The sequence below is a fragment of the Flavobacterium jejuense genome (genome assembly GCF_006491595.2).
Taxonomy (GTDB): domain Bacteria; phylum Bacteroidota; class Bacteroidia; order Flavobacteriales; family Flavobacteriaceae; genus Flavobacterium; species Flavobacterium jejuense.
Genome location: NZ_VEVQ02000001.1, coordinates 353,634 through 369,793 on the forward strand (window position 1 = coordinate 353,634; position 16,160 = coordinate 369,793).

Below are 16,160 nucleotides of genomic sequence, written 5' to 3' on the forward strand. Positions count from 1 at the left end.
ATAATCACTTTATTTACTATCTAATTAATATAAGGATAATCAACTTTAACTAAGTATAAACCGTGTGCTGGAACCGAAAAACCTGCTTTACTTCTGTTTTTACTTTTAATTATTTTTTCAAAATCGTCAATTGAAATTTTACCTAAACCAATATTTATCATAGTTCCTACAATTGCTCTAACCATATTTCGTAGAAAACGATCTGCTTTTATGGTGAAAATTAATTGATTTTCTTTTTGAACCCAATAAGCTTTTGTTATTTTACAATTAAAAGTATGAACATCTGTATTTACTTTTGAAAAACATTCGAAATCAATATGCTTAAAAAGTAGCTCACAAGCTTTATTCATTTGGTTTATATCTAAATCTTTAAAAAAATACCAACTTCCCTCTTGATTGAAAACATCTTTAAAAGTATGAATATAATACTCATATGTACGACTAGTAGCATCAAAACGAGCATGAGCATCATTATTTACCTTAATAAAATCAAAAATAACGATGTCATTTGGTAGATAAGAATTTAGTTTTTTTGTCCAATATTTAGCATCAATCTCTCCGTCATATTCAAAATGTGCAAACATTTCTTTTGCATGTACACCACTGTCTGTTCTTCCTGCACCAACGATTTCAATTTTTTGTTTTAATAATAAACTAAGTGCTTTATCAAGAGTTTCTTGAATAGAAATCGCATTAGGTTGTATTTGAAAACCAAAGTAATTTTTTCCGTTATAGGCAAATTTGATAAAATATCTCAAATCAAGTTTATTTTTACAAAGTGGCAAAGTTACGAAATTCAAATTCCATTATTCAATTTCTAAATCCCAAACTTTGCTAATAATGAATAAAAAAGAGAATTAAATTTTGTACTTTATATTACTTTTGCAACATGACAAAGATTCTTTTACTTTCAGATACACATAGTTATATAGATGATCAAATAATGAAATATGTTCGCCAAGCTGATGAAGTATGGCATGCAGGAGATATTGGTGATTTAATTGTGACAGATACTATAAAAAAAGAGAAGACTTTACGTGCTGTTTTTGGTAACATAGATAATCATGAAGCTAGGAAAGAATTTCCTTTGCACAATCGTTTTATGTGTGAGAGTGTTGATGTTTGGATAACACATATCGGAGGTTATCCTGGTAAATATAACATGGAAATAAGAGAAGAAATAAATAAAAATCCTCCAAAAATATTTATTTGTGGCCATTCACATATCCTAAAAGTAATGCCTGATAAGAAATTAGGATTAATACATATGAATCCTGGGGCTATTGGTAAACATGGTTTTCATCAAGTAAGAACGATGTTGCGTTTTGAAATTGATGGTGATAAAATTCAGAATTTAGAAGTGATTGAAGTGGGGAAGAAGTGATGTTTATTTCTTATTATTTTGTAGAAAAGTGGCTATTTTTATTGTTAATTTTTATTTAATCATGCTTTATTTGTGAATTAGTAATCGTAAATTTATAGTATTAATTTGAAAAGATAATCATGAGAAAAATAATTTTAAGTTTAGTCATGTGTGTTTCTTTTATAAGTTATGCACAAGAAAAGATCAGTGTTCCACCACATTTAAAATTAAATTTTGAAAAAGAATTTAAAGGAGCTAAAGATGTTAGTTGGTCAATGTTTTACAGAGGGAAATATAGAGATCAGCTTCGATTTGAGGTTGAGTTTTTACAAGGAAATTCAAAATATTTAGTGAGTTATGATAAAGAAGACAAGATAAAGGCAATCGAAAAAAGTATTGCTATAAGTTCTTTAAAAGTCCCCATTTTAGAATACTTAAAGAGAAAATATCCCACTTTTGAAGTAAACGAAGCTTCAAAAATCACTAAAGATAATGGAACAGAATTTTACAATGTAGGAATAGCAGATTCAGATAATTTTTTTGTTCTAGTTTTTAATGACGTTGGGGACTTTTTATATTTAACTTCTTTAGGTGAGAGATATTAGTTTTTAATAAATTTATAAAAATAAAAATCCGAACCATAAAGATTCGGATTTCTAACGCACTAATAAACTAAGATGTTAGGTTTATCGCAATCGATCAACAGATTTTACGAGATCTTCGTCCTTTTTAATTGCTCTATTGGCTAGAACAAGGAAAACGATAGAAATGGCAGGAAGAATCATCCCAATACCCTTCTCAGAAACTTCCGTTTCTCCGGATAAGCTTAGTGTTCGATACACAAAAAATCCTAGTAAAATAAAGTTAAATATTATAGACAATCTATTTAAAACAAATTGTGTTTGTCTCTTTTTAAAACTAAAAATGCTAATTAATGTTATCAAAGATATAAATCCAAATAATAACATATAAGGAATAGAAATTGTAAAGAAAACAGGTGTTTCGCTTCCAATTTCTTTCCATAAAGAAAAAACAAATGGAAGTGCAGCGGTTGCAATACAACTAATTGCCATGTATAAAGTTTGAATTCTTTGAATCATTTTTATCTAACTTAGCACAGCAAAAATAGATTTTCTTTTTTAAAAAAACTATTGTTTTATTCAATTTTATTCGTATTATTGCATGACATAATCGTAAGTACTTCATTCTACGATTTGTATAATCTCAAAAAAAATCTCACTTTTTTTGTTGACCAAAATCTTAAATAATTTATTCATATATATCCATGTTTGATATTGAAGTATTAAAAGAGATGAAACTCTCTGAATTACAGGAAATTGCTAAAGTTGCTAAAGTAAAGAAATACAGAACATTGAAAAAAGAAGAATTAGTATATCAAATTCTAGATGTTCAAGCAGCTAATCCTGAAACTATTAAAGTAGAAGAAACTGCTACTACTAAACCTGAAGAAACAACTCCAAAAGCAAAAAGAACAAGAGTAATTACTTCTAAAATAGAAAAAAAAGTACCTAATCCTAGTCCGTTTAAAGATAAATCGGAAATAGATAAAGAGGTAAAACTAGAACCAAAAGTAGAAGAAGTTGAACCTATTGCTACTGTACCGAAACCAAAGCCGACAAAGCCAAAGAAGACAAATGCTAAGGTTAATGAGGTTAAAGAAGTTCATGTTTCTCAAAAACAAGAATCTAAAGAGGTTGCAGTTGATGAAACGACTACAAAACAAGTTGTTCAAAATAAGGCTCCAAATCCTAACCCAAATCATAAAGCAAATCAGAATAATCCTAATCATCCTGCTTACAAAAAGGCTAATGGAAATGTAAATCAGAATCAAAATACTAAAAATAATTTCAGAGAACCAGATTTTGAATTTGATGGGATTATAGAAAGTGAAGGTGTGTTAGAAATGATGCCTGATGGCTATGGTTTTTTGCGTTCATCTGATTATAATTATTTAGCATCTCCGGATGATATTTATTTATCAACTTCTCAAATTCGTTTGTTTGGTTTAAAAACTGGTGACACAGTTAAAGGTGTGGTAAGACCTCCAAAAGAAGGAGAAAAGTACTTTCCGTTAGTAAAAGTATTGAAAATTAACGGACATGATCCACAAGTGGTTCGTGATAGAGTGTCTTTTGAACATTTAACTCCTGTTTTTCCAACTGAAAAGTTTAGACTAGCTGAAAAAGGAAGTACAATTTCTACTCGTATTATAGATTTGTTTTCTCCAATTGGTAAAGGACAACGTGGAATGATTGTTGCTCAACCAAAAACAGGTAAAACGATGTTGCTAAAAGATGTTGCGAATGCTATCGCAGCAAACCATCCTGAAGTATATATGATCGTTTTATTAATTGATGAACGTCCAGAAGAAGTAACTGATATGCAACGTAGTGTTAAAGGTGAGGTTGTTGCTTCAACTTTTGACCGTGAACCACAAGAGCATGTTAAGATTGCTAATATCGTTTTAGAAAAAGCAAAACGTTTGGTAGAATGTGGTCATGATGTTGTTATATTGTTGGATTCTATTACGCGTTTAGCGCGAGCTTATAATACAGTTCAACCAGCCTCAGGAAAGGTTTTGAGTGGAGGTGTGGATGCTAATGCTTTACAAAAACCCAAACGTTTCTTTGGAGCAGCTCGTAATGTTGAAAATGGAGGTTCTTTAAGTATTATAGCAACAGCTCTTACAGAGACAGGTTCTAAAATGGACGAAGTTATCTTTGAAGAATTCAAAGGAACTGGAAATATGGAACTTCAATTAGATAGAAGAATTTCTAACAAACGTATTTTTCCTGCTATTGATTTAGTTTCTTCAAGTACACGTAGAGATGATTTATTGTTAGATGACACTACAATTCATAGAATGTGGATTTTAAGAAAATATTTGGCAGATATGAATCCTATTGAAGCAATGGAGTTCTTAGAAAAAAGAATTAAAACTACTAGAAATAATGAAGAGTTTTTGATTTCTATGAATGAATAAATTTTTCAAAAAGCATAAAAAAACTTCAAGATATAATTATTTTGAAGTTTTTTTATACTTTTTAGTTATCTAAAAATTGAATAGGCTGCACCAGACATAGCGCCTCCCATAACAACTCCGCCAACTGCTGCACCAACTGGACCTCCAACAGTAAAACCAGCAACAGCTCCACCAGTAGCGCCAATTACATCAGCTGCCACGGTGAACACTGCTCTTAGACAGTTCTTTTTTCTAGCACTTTTTGAGTTAGAACTTAATTCTAAACTATCATACCAATAATGTAAACTATATCTTGCAACTGCACTTCCTATTAAAAGAGGTATAATGGAATTTTGCTCGTATTTGCTATTGATAATTCTAAATTCCCATTGATTTAACTGTTCAATTTTGTCTATAAAAGAATCGGTTATGATATCAAAATTTAGCAGTGTATCTAATATCCATGAAAGTTCTGATTTGATGGTATTATTTGCTTTTAAATGATTTATTAGTTTCATGGTTACTTTATTTTCTTTTTTAATTTCTAATAAAATTGAATCACTTAAAATATATAGCTTTTCAATAAATGAATCATCTAGTTTTTTAATAAAACCTGAATCATTGTTTACATAATACTCTCCTGCGGTATTGATAAAATTTTTGGTGCTTGGTGTTTTTACTTTTTTGATAAGGTAGTCTAGGCATTTGTTATGCATTTCTCCTGTAAATGAATAAGGGTTGTTGTTTCCTAAATGTAAAAAGTCATAAGTTGTAATTTGTTTGTCAAATGTAACAATTGCATTTTCATATTTTTCAATTGTTGTCTTTGATTTTTCTAATGTGTCCATGTAATTAAGATTTAAATTAGTAATTCATTTATTCTTCAAAATTACAGATAAGTATATGTTCTAGTGTTAGTTAATGAACCTTGTTTTATATCTATTTTGCCTATTATTTATAGGTTGAATAACCCGCTTTTTATATAAAAAAACACCTAGTATTTTATTTACTAGGTGTTTTATTAATATAATTTATTTTTTTAACTATTGACCGTCTGCGTTCTTTTTCTTTTTAACTTTTACAGCTGCTTCTTGCATGGATTTTTGGTTTCTAGCATAAGTTTCTGATTGTTCTGTACTTGCACCATATAATTCAGGGTGTAAATAAGTTCCTTTGAATTCTTTTTCTTTTTCTGGAACAATTCTATTTTTGTTAGCATATTTATCTGCTCTTACGGCAGTTATTTGCCAGCTAACTTCTACACCAGGAGTACTTGTTTGAATAACAAATTTATTACCAGTAACTTTCTCTTTTATGATAGCTTGTGCAAAAGAACCTATTGAAGTTAATTGGTATCTAAAATCTTTATTGGCTGCTTCAAAATATTTTGGTAGTGTAACAGTAACATAACCATTTGCATCAGTAGTTGCATTTCCTGAATAGATGTTCATCATTTCTGGTGATTCAACAAAACTATGTACTAAATATTGATTTTTTGGATCTAATGGGTGATCGATTTTAAAAGTACCACCACCTTTAGAAATGTTTCCTGTAACATTTAAGTCACCTGTAATAGTTACATTACCTGTAAAATCTGAATTACCTGTAAAATCTGAATCACCATCTACAGAAAGTTGCGTCGTTGGATTAGTGTTATAATTCAACCCTAGTCTTAATTGTCTTATGTTAGAATAACCACTTCTGTTAAATCTAGCTATTGTGTCTGGAGAAGAACATCCACCAATAATATACAAACTATTCGCAGCACCATTATGCTGAATTTTAAGACCACATTCAGAAGCGTAAGTCACATCTTCTACAAAATGTAACTCTCCAGAATTAACATTATTAAACCCTCCATTATTACCAATTGCAACTTTAGGTGATGCATTAGTAGAAACTACGAAATTCATATTAGAATTAGGTACACTTGAACCAACAACAACACTACCTGAATTTGTGTTTCTTATATTGTTACCATTTGTATTCCATTCTGCACCTGCTACACCACCTGAGTTTTTGGCAAATAAAGCATAAGGGACGCTAAGTAATTGGCTTGCACCAGTGATTGTGTAAGAAGTTCCTCCTAGTGGGTCTACTTCTGTTTTAATAAAATAAGAATCTGATGACCAATCTATTGTAGTAAAATCACCTGAAACAACAGATCCGTTTCCTACTTCAATACTAACTAATCCATTTGCGTTGGTTGTAGGTGTTTGTGTTTCAACATAAACAGCAGTTCCTGTAGAGGTAGTTTGTAGTATGCTTATTTGCATTCCTACTGTTGTTGATACTATTAAAGCATCACTAGCATCTCTTACCACGGCTTGATAACTCATTTTTTCTGGAGCTTGTGCAAATGTGCTTAGAGAAAAGATAATTGTAGCCAATAATGTGTATAATTTCTTCATATGTTTTATTTTTTAATTATTTTAAATGTTTTAACTTCTTTGTTTTGATTAGTTATTTTTAGGAAATAAATTGCAGATGGGAAAGCAGAAACAGTTATATTGGTTACATTAGGGATATTTTTTTCAGCTTTTAAAACTTTACCATTAATATCTACAATTTGATAATCTAACTGTAGATCACCAGTATTAATCATGTTTAATGTCAAAACATCAGTAGATGGATTTGGAAATACTTTTAAATTTTTAACTAGTTCTGAAAAGTTATCAGTAGATAGGACTTCAGAGATTTCATAAGGTTGTTGTACTCCTTGAGTAACAGATCCATTAGAACCAGTATTAGTTGTGTATACAACTTGTCCGACAGAATAGGATACAGATCCGTTAGAGCCTATTAAATCACCACCAGAAGCCGTGGGTGATTCTTGTGCAAAACAACTAGTGATTCCTATAAAGGAAATGGTTGTTAGGAAAAATAAGAGTTTGTTTTTTTTCATATAGTTTAATTTAATTGATTACAATTTTTTAACTTAATTTATTATAAATATAATAAAAAAAATCTTAAAAAAATAAATTATACGTAAAAAATAATTAATAAAAATATTACAAAAACATGTTTATTACAATAAAACCTATGAAGGTATAAAGTAGAGCTAAAATAATTTCTAATCTATATTTTTCTAAAAAACGCATATTCTATATATTATTTTTCAAAATTAATTATTAAGATTGAACTATTTATAGGTAGAAATACCTGTTTTTAAATGAATAATTATAGAATCATAATGTTTATTGAAAATTGGGTTCTCGAAAAGTAATGTTAATTCGTCCATTTTGATACTTAGAATTCTTTGTTAAAGTATGCATATAGCGTTCTTGGGTATAATCTTTCATAATTAACAAACTACCATTGGCTAAATCTAAAGAATAAACCTCTCCTGTTTCATTTTCTTTGAAGGAAAACTCACGAACTTCACCAAGACTGATTGAAGGTAAAATAGTTTTATAGCCAGATGTTTGTTGGTCAAAATGATATGGAGCAAAATATTCTCCGTTTGGATAATAAATGCACATTGCTAATTCAAATTCCTTATTTAATAATGCTTCAACTTGCATTTTAAGTTTTTTCATGATTCCTGACCAAACGTAAACTTTGCCATGAATATTTTCGGGATGACTATTTAAATCTATAAGCCTTTCAGTAGCGAATAGTATTTTAAAGCTATCTGTTGCAATTGTTTTACCACCTGCTTCAATTATAAGCTGAGATTTATCAATATTATAATTGTTTATTAAAGTATCATAAAGTGCTATAGCGTCTGTTGGATTCAAAAAATCATCTATATATTCAACAATGCAGTTTAAAGGTAGTTTCAATTTAGTAAAGAATTAGTTAGGTATTTTTTAATAAAGAAAGTGAAGAAAATTGGATTGTTTAATTATTTAAATTACTAGGTAAAAAAAGTAAAAATATTAATTGCATCTTAAAAGGACAACTTTTACTAAACTTTTATTAAAGTTCTTTGAAACGATAGTAAATAATAGTAATTTTAAAGAAACAATTAAAACAATATATTTTTATGCAAATTCAAATTAATACAGACAAAAACATAGATGGAAATAAACGATTAGTTGATTTTTATACTTCAGAAATAGAGAAAGAATTGGCTCGTTTTGATGATAAAATTACTAGAGTTGAAGTTCATTTCGGAGATGAAAACAGTGAGAAATTTGGCAAAAATGACAAGAGGTGCCTTATTGAAGTTAGAATTGCAAAAAAAGAGCCATTAGCTGTAACAGAGCATGCAGAAACTCTTGAAAAAGCTTTTCACGGTGCGCTTAATAAGGCCAAAAAAGTAATGATGACTACTTTAGAAAAAATGAGAGAAGTATAGAGCTTACAAATTAAAACAAAAGCCCGAATTTATTTATAAATTCGGGCTTTTGTTTTGAACTTTAGTATATTACTGTTCATTATACGGAATGTAATTTTCCCATTCATATGGACATAGTTACCAAAGATTGTTATACTATAAAGGGAATAACTAAAATAATGAAGAGAATCCCCAACTTTCAATAGTTAGTAGCGCCATAAATGAGGTTATATAAAGTAGTGTTATTGTTATTTGAAAGTTGATTACTTTTCTTCCATGAGCATTATATATTTTATTGTCTTCTCGCTTATGAATCCATAAAAATAATGGAAATAAAATATTGCATAAGGGTAAAACTAGTCTTAGAATGGGTGTGCCATGAAGTAAAAGAAGCCATTTTGTTTGCATATTTTCTTCTTTTGGATCTTCCAAAGGAATTAAATCTTCAACTTCAATATGTAAAGCGGTAGCTAAAAGTTTAATAGTTTGAAGATGTGGTGTAACATCTCCTTTTTCAATTCTTTGTATAGTTCTAACTGTTACTTGTGTTTTTTCTGAAAGTTCCTCTTGTGAATACCCTTTTAATTTTCTTTGATAAATTAATTTTTTTGATATTGTTTGTGTTTCCATAATGATGTTTTATTTATTGATACAAAGCTATGGACGGTCTGTTTACTTTGTAACGACATTTAGGTGTCACCTAACGGTCATTTGTTGAATTATAAGGGTTTTCTAATTGCTTTTAGTTGTTTATCAAATATATAAAAAAAGATCACATCGTTTTTGGACATTAATTAGTGATATTTCAAAAGCATAAAAACACCTCACATTCTCTTAAAAATGCAAGGTGTTTTCAACCAAATTAACCAACTAAAAAAAAATCAATTTCAACTTTGGGAGTTGAATTTTTTATCTGTTTTTAAAGTAATTAAAGCAGTAAATTTCTGTATCTACCTCTATTATTTATTCCTAAAAACTAATTTTCCATCAAAACTATCTAATAAAATAATGCTATCAGTTGTGATTTCACCAGAAAGTATTTCTTTTGATAATTGGTTTAATACTTCTCTTTGGATGACTCTTTTTACAGGTCTTGCACCAAATTCTGTATCATATCCTTTTACTGCTAAATAATCTATAGCTTCTGGAGTTGCATCCATAGTAATATTTTGATGAGCTAACATTTTGGATACTCCTTTTAATTGTAATCCCACAATTTGACGAATGTTTTCTTGTGTTAAAGGTGTAAACATTACAATTTCATCAATACGATTTATAAATTCTGGACGAACAGTCTGTTTTAATAACCCTAAAACTTCCATTTTGGCTGTTTCGGTTGTAGCTTCAATATTGCCTTTTAGATTGTCAAATTTTTCTTGAATAATATGACTACCCATATTTGAGGTCATAATAATAATCGTATTTTTAAAATCAGCTAAGCGTCCTTTGTTATCAGTTAGACGACCTTCATCTAAGACTTGTAATAAAATATTAAAAGTATCTGGATGTGCTTTCTCTATTTCATCTAATAAAACTACAGAATAAGGTCTTCTTCTCACTGCCTCTGTCAATTGTCCACCTTCATCATATCCAACATATCCAGGAGGAGCACCCACTAAACGACTTACACTATGACGTTCTTGATATTCACTCATATCGATACGAGTTATGGCATTTTCATCATCGAAAAGATATTCGGCTAACGCTTTTGCTAATTCGGTTTTACCTACACCAGTTGTACCAAGGAATAAGAAAGATCCCAAAGGTTTTTTCATATCTTGTAAACCAGCCCGACTTCTACGAACAGCATCAGAAATTGCTTCAATAGCTTCCTCTTGTCCTACAACACGTTTGTGTAGTTCGTCTTCTAATTTTAATAATTTTTCTCGATCACTTTGTAGCATTTTTGTTACTGGAATTCCGGTCCATTTAGCAACAACTTCAGCGATATCCTCACTGGTAACTTCTTCTTTAATTAAGGAAGTTTCTGACTGATTTTCTTCTAATTTAATTTGTAATGCATCTAGTTTTTCATGCGCATCTTTAATTTTTCCATATCTAATTTCGGCTACTTTTCCATAATCTCCATCTCGTTCAGCTCGTTCAGCTTCTCCCTTATAATCTTCAATCTCTTGTTTTATATTTTGAATGTTATCTACGACCTCTTTTTCAGATTTCCATTTGGCATAAATTTCATTTCTGTCTTCCTTTACATTAGCTAACTCTAAACCTAATCCTTTTAGTTTGGTTTCATCATTCTCTCGTTTAATAGCTTCAATTTCGATTTCTAATTGCATTATTTTTCGATCCAAAACATCTAATTCTTCTGGTTTTGAATTGATTTCCATTCTTAATTTAGAAGCAGCTTCATCCATTAAATCTATGGCTTTATCTGGAAGGAAACGATTGGTAATATAACGTTGTGATAGTTCTACAGCAGCAATAATAGCATCGTCTTTAATACGTACTTTGTGATGTGTTTCATATTTTTCTTTAATTCCTCTAAGAATTGAAATAGCACTTTCTGTATCAGGTTCATCTACATTTACTTTTTGAAAACGTCTTTCCAACGCTTTGTCTTTTTCAAAGTATTTTTGGTATTCATCTAAAGTGGTTGCACCAATAGCTCTCAGTTCTCCACGAGCTAAAGCTGGTTTTAAAATATTAGCGGCATCCATTGCACCTTCACCACCTCCAGCACCAACGAGTGTATGAATTTCGTCTATAAAAAGAACAATATCACCTTCTGCAGAAGTTACCTCTTTCACCACAGATTTAAGTCTTTCTTCAAACTCTCCTTTGTATTTTGCTCCAGCAATAAGTGCTCCCATATCTAAAGAATAGATGATTTTATATTTTAGATTTTCAGGAACATCACCATCAATAATTCGATGCGCTAAACCTTCTGCAATTGCAGTTTTACCAACACCTGGTTCACCAATAAGCATTGGATTGTTTTTAGTTCTACGTGTTAAAATTTGCAAGACTCTACGAATTTCTTCATCACGTCCAATGACAGGATCTAATTTTCCATTTTTGGCCAATTCGCAAAGATTTTTTGCATATTTATTTAAGGCATTATAAGTTTCCTCTGCTGAAGCAGAAGTTACTCTTTCCCCTTTTCTAAGTTCTATAATTGCGCTTTCTAAACCTTTTTCAGTAACTCCTTGATCTTTGAGAATTTGAGCGACCTTACTTTTTGATTTAAAAATGGCCAAGACTAAATGCTCAATAGAAACGAATTCATCATTCATCTTTTTGGCAATAATAGATGCTTCATTTAAAGCACTATTTGCTTCTCTTGATAATAAAATATCTCCACCAGATACTTTTGAGAAACTTTGTATAGTACTATCTAATACTTTTTTAAATAAATCAACGTTTATATTTAACTTCTTTAATAAGAAAGGAGTTACATTTTCATCTGCTTCTAAAATACCTTTGAAAATGTGTTCGTTTTCTATTTGTTGGTGTCCAAAGCTTTGCGCTATTTGTTGCGCTTTTTGTATGGCTTCTTGTGACTTGATTGTATAATTATTAAAGTTCATATTTTTATTTTGTTTTATCTTATTGTTAGTGTTTGACTGTTACTATTCAATTTATGTTCCAATACTTTTTTTGTGTCAAAATGACTTGTTTTTTGTCGTTTTTTACTAATTTAAAACGAATAAGCGGTCAAAATGACTTGTTTTATTGATAATGTATTAAATTTAAATTATAAATTTATGAAGAGATTATTGTTTGTTCTTATGATTTTTACCTTGTTTTTCTGTAAGGAAGAACCACAAAGAAATAAAAAGAAAGAGCATAAGGTTAAATCAACAAAAGTGGATTTCAAATTACCAAATTATCTAGAATTAGCTCTTTTAGATGATCCTTTACCTGATATAAAACCAGGAGATTGGTTAAGTACTCACGATGAAAATGGACAATCATTTGATCAATATTTTAAGAATGAAAAATTAGTTTCTCCATTACAAAATAAAAATATAATATACATCCAACCAATAGGTTCTTTTACGGTTTGGGAAAAGAAAATTATAGATTGGAATACTAAATATATACAATTATTTTTTGGTCTAAAAACAGTTCAGTTGAAACCTATTTCTGAGAAAAATATACCAAAAACAAAGAAAAGAATACATTTTGGTAATGAACAATTAGATGCAACTTATATTATTCATTCTCTTTTACCTAAGAAAATGCCAAAGGATGGAATTGTAATCATGGCTTTAACAGCTAAAGATTTGTATCCACATCCAAAATGGAATTACGTGTTTGGACTGGCTAGTTATCAAAGACGAACAGGAGTTTCATCTATTTTTAGATATTCCAATGAAAATTTAAACGAAAAAAACTATTCTTTATGTTTGAAACGCATTATTAGGACTTCAACTCATGAGATTAGTCATATGTTTTCTGTGTCTCATTGTATTAGCGCAGTTTGTTTAATGAATGGCGCAAATAATTTGGAAGAAGCTGATTCTCGTCCTAATTCACTTTGTTCTGAATGTTTGACTAAATTGTCTTGGAACCTTAATTTTGATAATTTGGAACGAATGGATAGTCTAATTCATTTTATGAATGAACATCATTTAGAAGACGATGCAATAATTTTGGGTAAACAAAGAGAGATTATTGCAAGATAAGTTTAATATTCATAGAGTTTTATTTTTTTTAAAATGTATAATTGTTAATTTGTAGCAGTTACTATTTTAGTAACTTTGTAAAAAATATAGTAAAGATGAGTTTTTTAAACAAAATATTTGGTAGTTCAGAGAATGAAAAAGCAGAGGAGTCTTATGTAAAGCCTAAATTTTATACGTTGACAGGTATAGAAGAATTTGAAACTATTGATGCTATTTCGTATGAAAAATCAGTTGTTCTTTTTAAACATAGTACAAGATGCAGCATTAGTCGTTTTGTATTAAAACGTTTTGATGCAGAATATGATTTTTCAGAAGAACAGATGAATTGGTATTTATTAGACTTGTTAAATTATAGAGATGTATCAAATGAAATAGCTAGACGTTACAGTATAGAACATCAGTCTCCACAAATTATTGTGGTTAGAAATGGAAAAGCAGTTTTTAATACTTCTCATGATAGTATTGATTTTTCTGATTTAAAACAGTTTGTGTAATGAAGTATTTAAGCCTATTTGTTTGTCTTTTTGTAGCATGTCTGTCATGCAAAAAAACAGAAGAGAAAGTAGAAGAAAGTGTAATAGAAGAAGTGCAAACTTTAAAAGAAAGATATTTAGTTGGAACTTACACGGATTCACTTTCTCAAGGAATAAATTTAGTTTCTTTTACACCTGCTAATCAGGAATTAAAATTGGATCAAGTTATTGATAGTTTGCAAAACCCTTCTTTTGTCATATCTAATAAGGAAAAAACAATTGTAGTAACTGTTGGTGAGATTCAGGGTGAAAAAGGAGGTCTATTAACATCATTTTTTTATTCAAAAAAAGATGATTCATTTATAAAGGTAAGTACAGTTAACACATTGGGCAATGACCCATGTACACTTGCTTTTAGTCCAAATGAAAAAGCTATTTTAGTGGGAAATTACTCTGGTGGAAATTTGAGTGTTTTTCCAATTAATGAAAAAGGAGAGATTCTAGATACTCCTCAATTGATTCAACATGAAGGGAGTAGTGTAACCAAAGAAAGACAAGAAAAAGCACATGTACATTGTGTCGTTTTTCATCCTAAAGATTCAACAGTATTTGTAACAGATTTAGGTAAGGATACAGTTGATATTATTCCATATACTGAAGAAAATGATTCATTTAAACTTTTATCTGAAAATACAATTTCTGTAAAAGTACCTGCTGGTTCTGGACCAAGACATATTCTTTTTAGTATAAACGGAAAAACAGCTTATGTCGTTTTTGAATTAACCAATGAAGTTGGTGTTTTTGATTACAAAGGTAATTCTTTAGTTTTGAAAGAAGTTTTAGGATTAACAGATTCAAAAAATAGACTAGGTTCTGCAGCTGAATTAAAATTAAGTAAAGATAATAAATTTTTATATGTATCAGTTAGGGGAGAAGATAATCAAATAGTTGTTTTTAAATTAAATAGTAAGGCTACTATTGAAAAAATACAAACGATTAAAACAGGTTTGAAACCAAGAAATTTTACTCTTTCAAAAGAAGAAGATTTTATTTTAGTAGCAAATCAAGAATCAAATACAATAGTAGTTTATAAAAGAGATAAAAGAACAGGTTTATTAACTAAAACGTCAAGTGAAATTATAATTAATAAACCTGTGTATTTTTACCAGTTTTAGAAGTGTTTATCTTCTAAACTTATTATTGCTAATAATAGCTTTCAGTTTAGCTTTCAAATCTTCACCTGTATCATATACCATTTGTTCATTACTTGGAAATGGAACAGCTCTTCTATCGAAATATTGGTAGTAATTTTCTTCACAAGCACGTTTGTCACCATTATAATTAGCGTAAATATAATCAAATATAAATTCACTAGTTACAGGAAAGGCATCAATTAGTTGATTACTTTTAAAGTCTATATAATCAATTTTTGCAGTAACTTGGCAAGATTTAAATTGAGTAAACTCGTAAACACTTACAGAAATTGTTTTAAAGTTATCTACTTTGATAGGTTTTCCAAGGCTATCTTTTACTATATTCCCATTGTTATCTAAAAGAGTTTTTGTACCATCTTTTATCTGTTTTTCTTTAATAAATTGCTTTTCTTTTACTTGTTCTGGAGAAATTGCAATATTTCTAAAATTAACAATCATTCCGTAATCATAATTAATGCTTTTCTGACGATTATTATGGTAAACAGTCCATTTGTCATTAATTCCATAAGTACTAAAATCTAATAAATCATCCTGTAAACGAGCTGGAATAACCATATTAGTTTCATTTTTTGTATAAACATGAACAAAGTCAGTACCTTTTAATTGTGCTTCATCCATTAAGGATCTAACATCCTTATAATTTGGGTTTAATTGATCTAAATACCTCAAATCATCAAAAGCTTGACGAAAATCCATTTTATTTTTCGAAGTCATTAATTTTTTCGCATTAGCATACAAGTATCCTGATAAATTATTTTTACTACTAATAATTTCATCTGAATAATCATCCATTGGAAATATAGCATTTCTTCCTTCTTTTAATAAAGGAAGAGGAAGTAATGGTCTAATTCTTTCTTGACGATTTCTTAATTGAGTATATAGTTTAAAAATTCTTTCGTAATTAGCAGGATTATTTTCTTTAATTAATAAATTTAAATTGGATTCATCTCTAGCTTTAGCTTTAGCAAAAGATTCTTCTAATAAATATACATAATCTTGTTTTCCTTTTGCATTTTTATTAGTTCTTAGTGAATTAACTGCATTTTCAATAGCACCGTCATAGTTGCCATTACTAAGCATGGATTGTGTTTGTTTAACACCACAACTAACAACTACAAGTGATAAAATAATAAAAGTAATTTTTCTCATAAATAAATCATTTAGGCAAAGATAAAATTTTTAGAAGTTGAAACTTG

Annotated in this window: 16 protein-coding genes; 7 read left to right on the forward strand and 9 right to left on the reverse strand. The window is 29.3% G+C overall.

The features are described 5' to 3' along the window. Nucleotides 1-20 precede the first annotated feature (20 nt). The gene (gene truA, locus FIA58_RS01650) at nt 21-758 is read right to left on the reverse strand and encodes a tRNA pseudouridine(38-40) synthase TruA (RefSeq protein ID WP_140959354.1); all 738 of its coding nucleotides are present in this window, start codon (nt 756-758) and stop codon (nt 21-23) included. Between the two features lie 131 nt (nt 759-889). Between truA and FIA58_RS01655 the strand changes: the two genes are divergently transcribed. Beyond that, on the forward strand, nt 890-1,384 hold the full coding sequence (locus FIA58_RS01655; protein WP_140959355.1) for a metallophosphoesterase family protein: 495 nt from the start codon (nt 890-892) through the stop codon (nt 1,382-1,384). 119 nt (nt 1,385-1,503) lie between these two features. Then, nucleotides 1,504-1,968: a hypothetical protein gene (locus tag FIA58_RS01660; protein ID WP_140959357.1), complete on the forward strand. Its 465-nt coding sequence runs from the start codon at nt 1,504-1,506 to the stop codon at nt 1,966-1,968. Nucleotides 1,969-2,049: 81 nt separating this feature from the next. Here the strand turns inward: FIA58_RS01660 and FIA58_RS01665 are convergent, their stop codons facing one another. Further along, nucleotides 2,050-2,463 carry a DUF4293 domain-containing protein gene (locus FIA58_RS01665; protein ID WP_140959359.1) on the reverse strand — a complete coding sequence of 138 codons (414 nt, stop codon included), beginning with the start codon at nt 2,461-2,463 and terminating at the stop codon, nt 2,050-2,052. 185 nt (nt 2,464-2,648) lie between these two features. On the opposite strand from FIA58_RS01665, the gene rho reads away from it, so the two are divergent. Further along, nucleotides 2,649-4,367 (forward strand): transcription termination factor Rho, encoded by a 1,719-nt coding sequence (gene rho / locus FIA58_RS01670; protein ID WP_140959361.1) that lies wholly within the window; start codon nt 2,649-2,651, stop codon nt 4,365-4,367. Nucleotides 4,368-4,432: 65 nt separating this feature from the next. Here the strand turns inward: rho and FIA58_RS01675 are convergent, their stop codons facing one another. The 4 genes from FIA58_RS01675 to FIA58_RS01690 all read right to left on the reverse strand — a co-directional run bounded on the left by FIA58_RS01675 (nt 4,433) and on the right by FIA58_RS01690 (nt 8,131). Next, on the reverse strand, nt 4,433-5,194 hold the full coding sequence (locus tag FIA58_RS01675; RefSeq protein ID WP_140959363.1) for a hypothetical protein: 762 nt from the start codon (nt 5,192-5,194) through the stop codon (nt 4,433-4,435). Between the two features lie 195 nt (nt 5,195-5,389). Next, on the reverse strand, nt 5,390-6,757 hold the full coding sequence (locus FIA58_RS21280) for a hypothetical protein (RefSeq protein WP_208022737.1): 1,368 nt from the start codon (nt 6,755-6,757) through the stop codon (nt 5,390-5,392). A gap of 5 nt (nt 6,758-6,762) precedes the next feature. Further along, nucleotides 6,763-7,251: a T9SS type A sorting domain-containing protein gene (locus FIA58_RS01685; protein WP_140959365.1), complete on the reverse strand. Its 489-nt coding sequence runs from the start codon at nt 7,249-7,251 to the stop codon at nt 6,763-6,765. A gap of 292 nt (nt 7,252-7,543) precedes the next feature. Beyond that, nucleotides 7,544-8,131 (reverse strand): alpha-ketoglutarate-dependent dioxygenase AlkB, encoded by a 588-nt coding sequence (locus FIA58_RS01690; RefSeq protein ID WP_140959367.1) that lies wholly within the window; start codon nt 8,129-8,131, stop codon nt 7,544-7,546. A 203-nt stretch (nt 8,132-8,334) separates the two neighbouring features. Here FIA58_RS01690 and FIA58_RS01695 point away from each other — a divergent pair, with 203 nt between their 5' ends. Then, nucleotides 8,335-8,649, forward strand: a complete 315-nt coding sequence (locus FIA58_RS01695) for an HPF/RaiA family ribosome-associated protein (protein ID WP_140959369.1) — start codon at nt 8,335-8,337, stop codon at nt 8,647-8,649. A 150-nt stretch (nt 8,650-8,799) separates the two neighbouring features. Here the strand turns inward: FIA58_RS01695 and FIA58_RS01700 are convergent, their stop codons facing one another. Together FIA58_RS01700 and clpB are read right to left on the reverse strand one after the other, a co-directional pair. Then, nucleotides 8,800-9,258: a helix-turn-helix domain-containing protein gene (locus tag FIA58_RS01700; RefSeq protein ID WP_140959371.1), complete on the reverse strand. Its 459-nt coding sequence runs from the start codon at nt 9,256-9,258 to the stop codon at nt 8,800-8,802. A gap of 329 nt (nt 9,259-9,587) precedes the next feature. Next, nucleotides 9,588-12,176 carry an ATP-dependent chaperone ClpB gene (gene clpB, locus FIA58_RS01705; RefSeq protein ID WP_140959373.1) on the reverse strand — a complete coding sequence of 863 codons (2,589 nt, stop codon included), beginning with the start codon at nt 12,174-12,176 and terminating at the stop codon, nt 9,588-9,590. Nucleotides 12,177-12,353: 177 nt separating this feature from the next. On the opposite strand from clpB, the gene FIA58_RS01710 reads away from it, so the two are divergent. The 3 genes from FIA58_RS01710 (at nt 12,354) to FIA58_RS01720 (ending at nt 14,925) form a co-directional block, all read left to right on the forward strand. Next, the gene (locus tag FIA58_RS01710) at nt 12,354-13,277 is read left to right on the forward strand and encodes an archaemetzincin (RefSeq protein WP_165928829.1); all 924 of its coding nucleotides are present in this window, start codon (nt 12,354-12,356) and stop codon (nt 13,275-13,277) included. A gap of 95 nt (nt 13,278-13,372) precedes the next feature. Then, entirely contained in the window at nt 13,373-13,771 is a 399-nt protein-coding gene (gene ytxJ, locus FIA58_RS01715) for a bacillithiol system redox-active protein YtxJ (RefSeq protein ID WP_140959377.1), read from the forward strand. Then, nucleotides 13,771-14,925: a lactonase family protein gene (locus FIA58_RS01720; protein ID WP_140959379.1), complete on the forward strand. Its 1,155-nt coding sequence runs from the start codon at nt 13,771-13,773 to the stop codon at nt 14,923-14,925. Before ytxJ ends, FIA58_RS01720 begins: the two co-directional genes overlap by 1 nt. A gap of 6 nt (nt 14,926-14,931) precedes the next feature. On the opposite strand, the gene FIA58_RS01725 is transcribed toward FIA58_RS01720, so the two are convergent. Continuing rightward, complete coding sequence (locus tag FIA58_RS01725; RefSeq protein WP_140959382.1) at nt 14,932-16,113, reverse strand: hypothetical protein; 1,182 nt, start codon at nt 16,111-16,113, stop codon at nt 14,932-14,934. Nucleotides 16,114-16,160: the final 47 nt, after the last annotated feature.

What these genes read in the sequence shown, in the direction of transcription:
- FIA58_RS01660 (WP_140959357.1), top strand. Translation starts at nt 1,504, where the DNA reads ATGAGAAAAATAATTTTAAGTTTAGTCATGTGTGTTTCTTTTATAAGT.
- FIA58_RS01710 (WP_165928829.1), top strand. Translation starts at nt 12,354, where the DNA reads ATGAAGAGATTATTGTTTGTTCTTATGATTTTTACCTTGTTTTTCTGT.
- FIA58_RS01675 (WP_140959363.1), bottom strand. Translation starts at nt 5,194, where the DNA reads ATGGACACATTAGAAAAATCAAAGACAACAATTGAAAAATATGAAAAT.
- ytxJ (WP_140959377.1), top strand. Translation starts at nt 13,373, where the DNA reads ATGAGTTTTTTAAACAAAATATTTGGTAGTTCAGAGAATGAAAAAGCA.
- FIA58_RS01725 (WP_140959382.1), bottom strand. Translation starts at nt 16,113, where the DNA reads ATGAGAAAAATTACTTTTATTATTTTATCACTTGTAGTTGTTAGTTGT.
- FIA58_RS01655 (WP_140959355.1), top strand. Translation starts at nt 890, where the DNA reads ATGACAAAGATTCTTTTACTTTCAGATACACATAGTTATATAGATGAT.
- FIA58_RS01665 (WP_140959359.1), bottom strand. Translation starts at nt 2,463, where the DNA reads ATGATTCAAAGAATTCAAACTTTATACATGGCAATTAGTTGTATTGCA.
- FIA58_RS01720 (WP_140959379.1), top strand. Translation starts at nt 13,771, where the DNA reads ATGAAGTATTTAAGCCTATTTGTTTGTCTTTTTGTAGCATGTCTGTCA.
- clpB (WP_140959373.1), bottom strand. Translation starts at nt 12,176, where the DNA reads ATGAACTTTAATAATTATACAATCAAGTCACAAGAAGCCATACAAAAA.
- rho (WP_140959361.1), top strand. Translation starts at nt 2,649, where the DNA reads ATGTTTGATATTGAAGTATTAAAAGAGATGAAACTCTCTGAATTACAG.
- FIA58_RS21280 (WP_208022737.1), bottom strand. Translation starts at nt 6,757, where the DNA reads ATGAAGAAATTATACACATTATTGGCTACAATTATCTTTTCTCTAAGC.
- FIA58_RS01700 (WP_140959371.1), bottom strand. Translation starts at nt 9,258, where the DNA reads ATGGAAACACAAACAATATCAAAAAAATTAATTTATCAAAGAAAATTA.
- FIA58_RS01685 (WP_140959365.1), bottom strand. Translation starts at nt 7,251, where the DNA reads ATGAAAAAAAACAAACTCTTATTTTTCCTAACAACCATTTCCTTTATA.
- FIA58_RS01695 (WP_140959369.1), top strand. Translation starts at nt 8,335, where the DNA reads ATGCAAATTCAAATTAATACAGACAAAAACATAGATGGAAATAAACGA.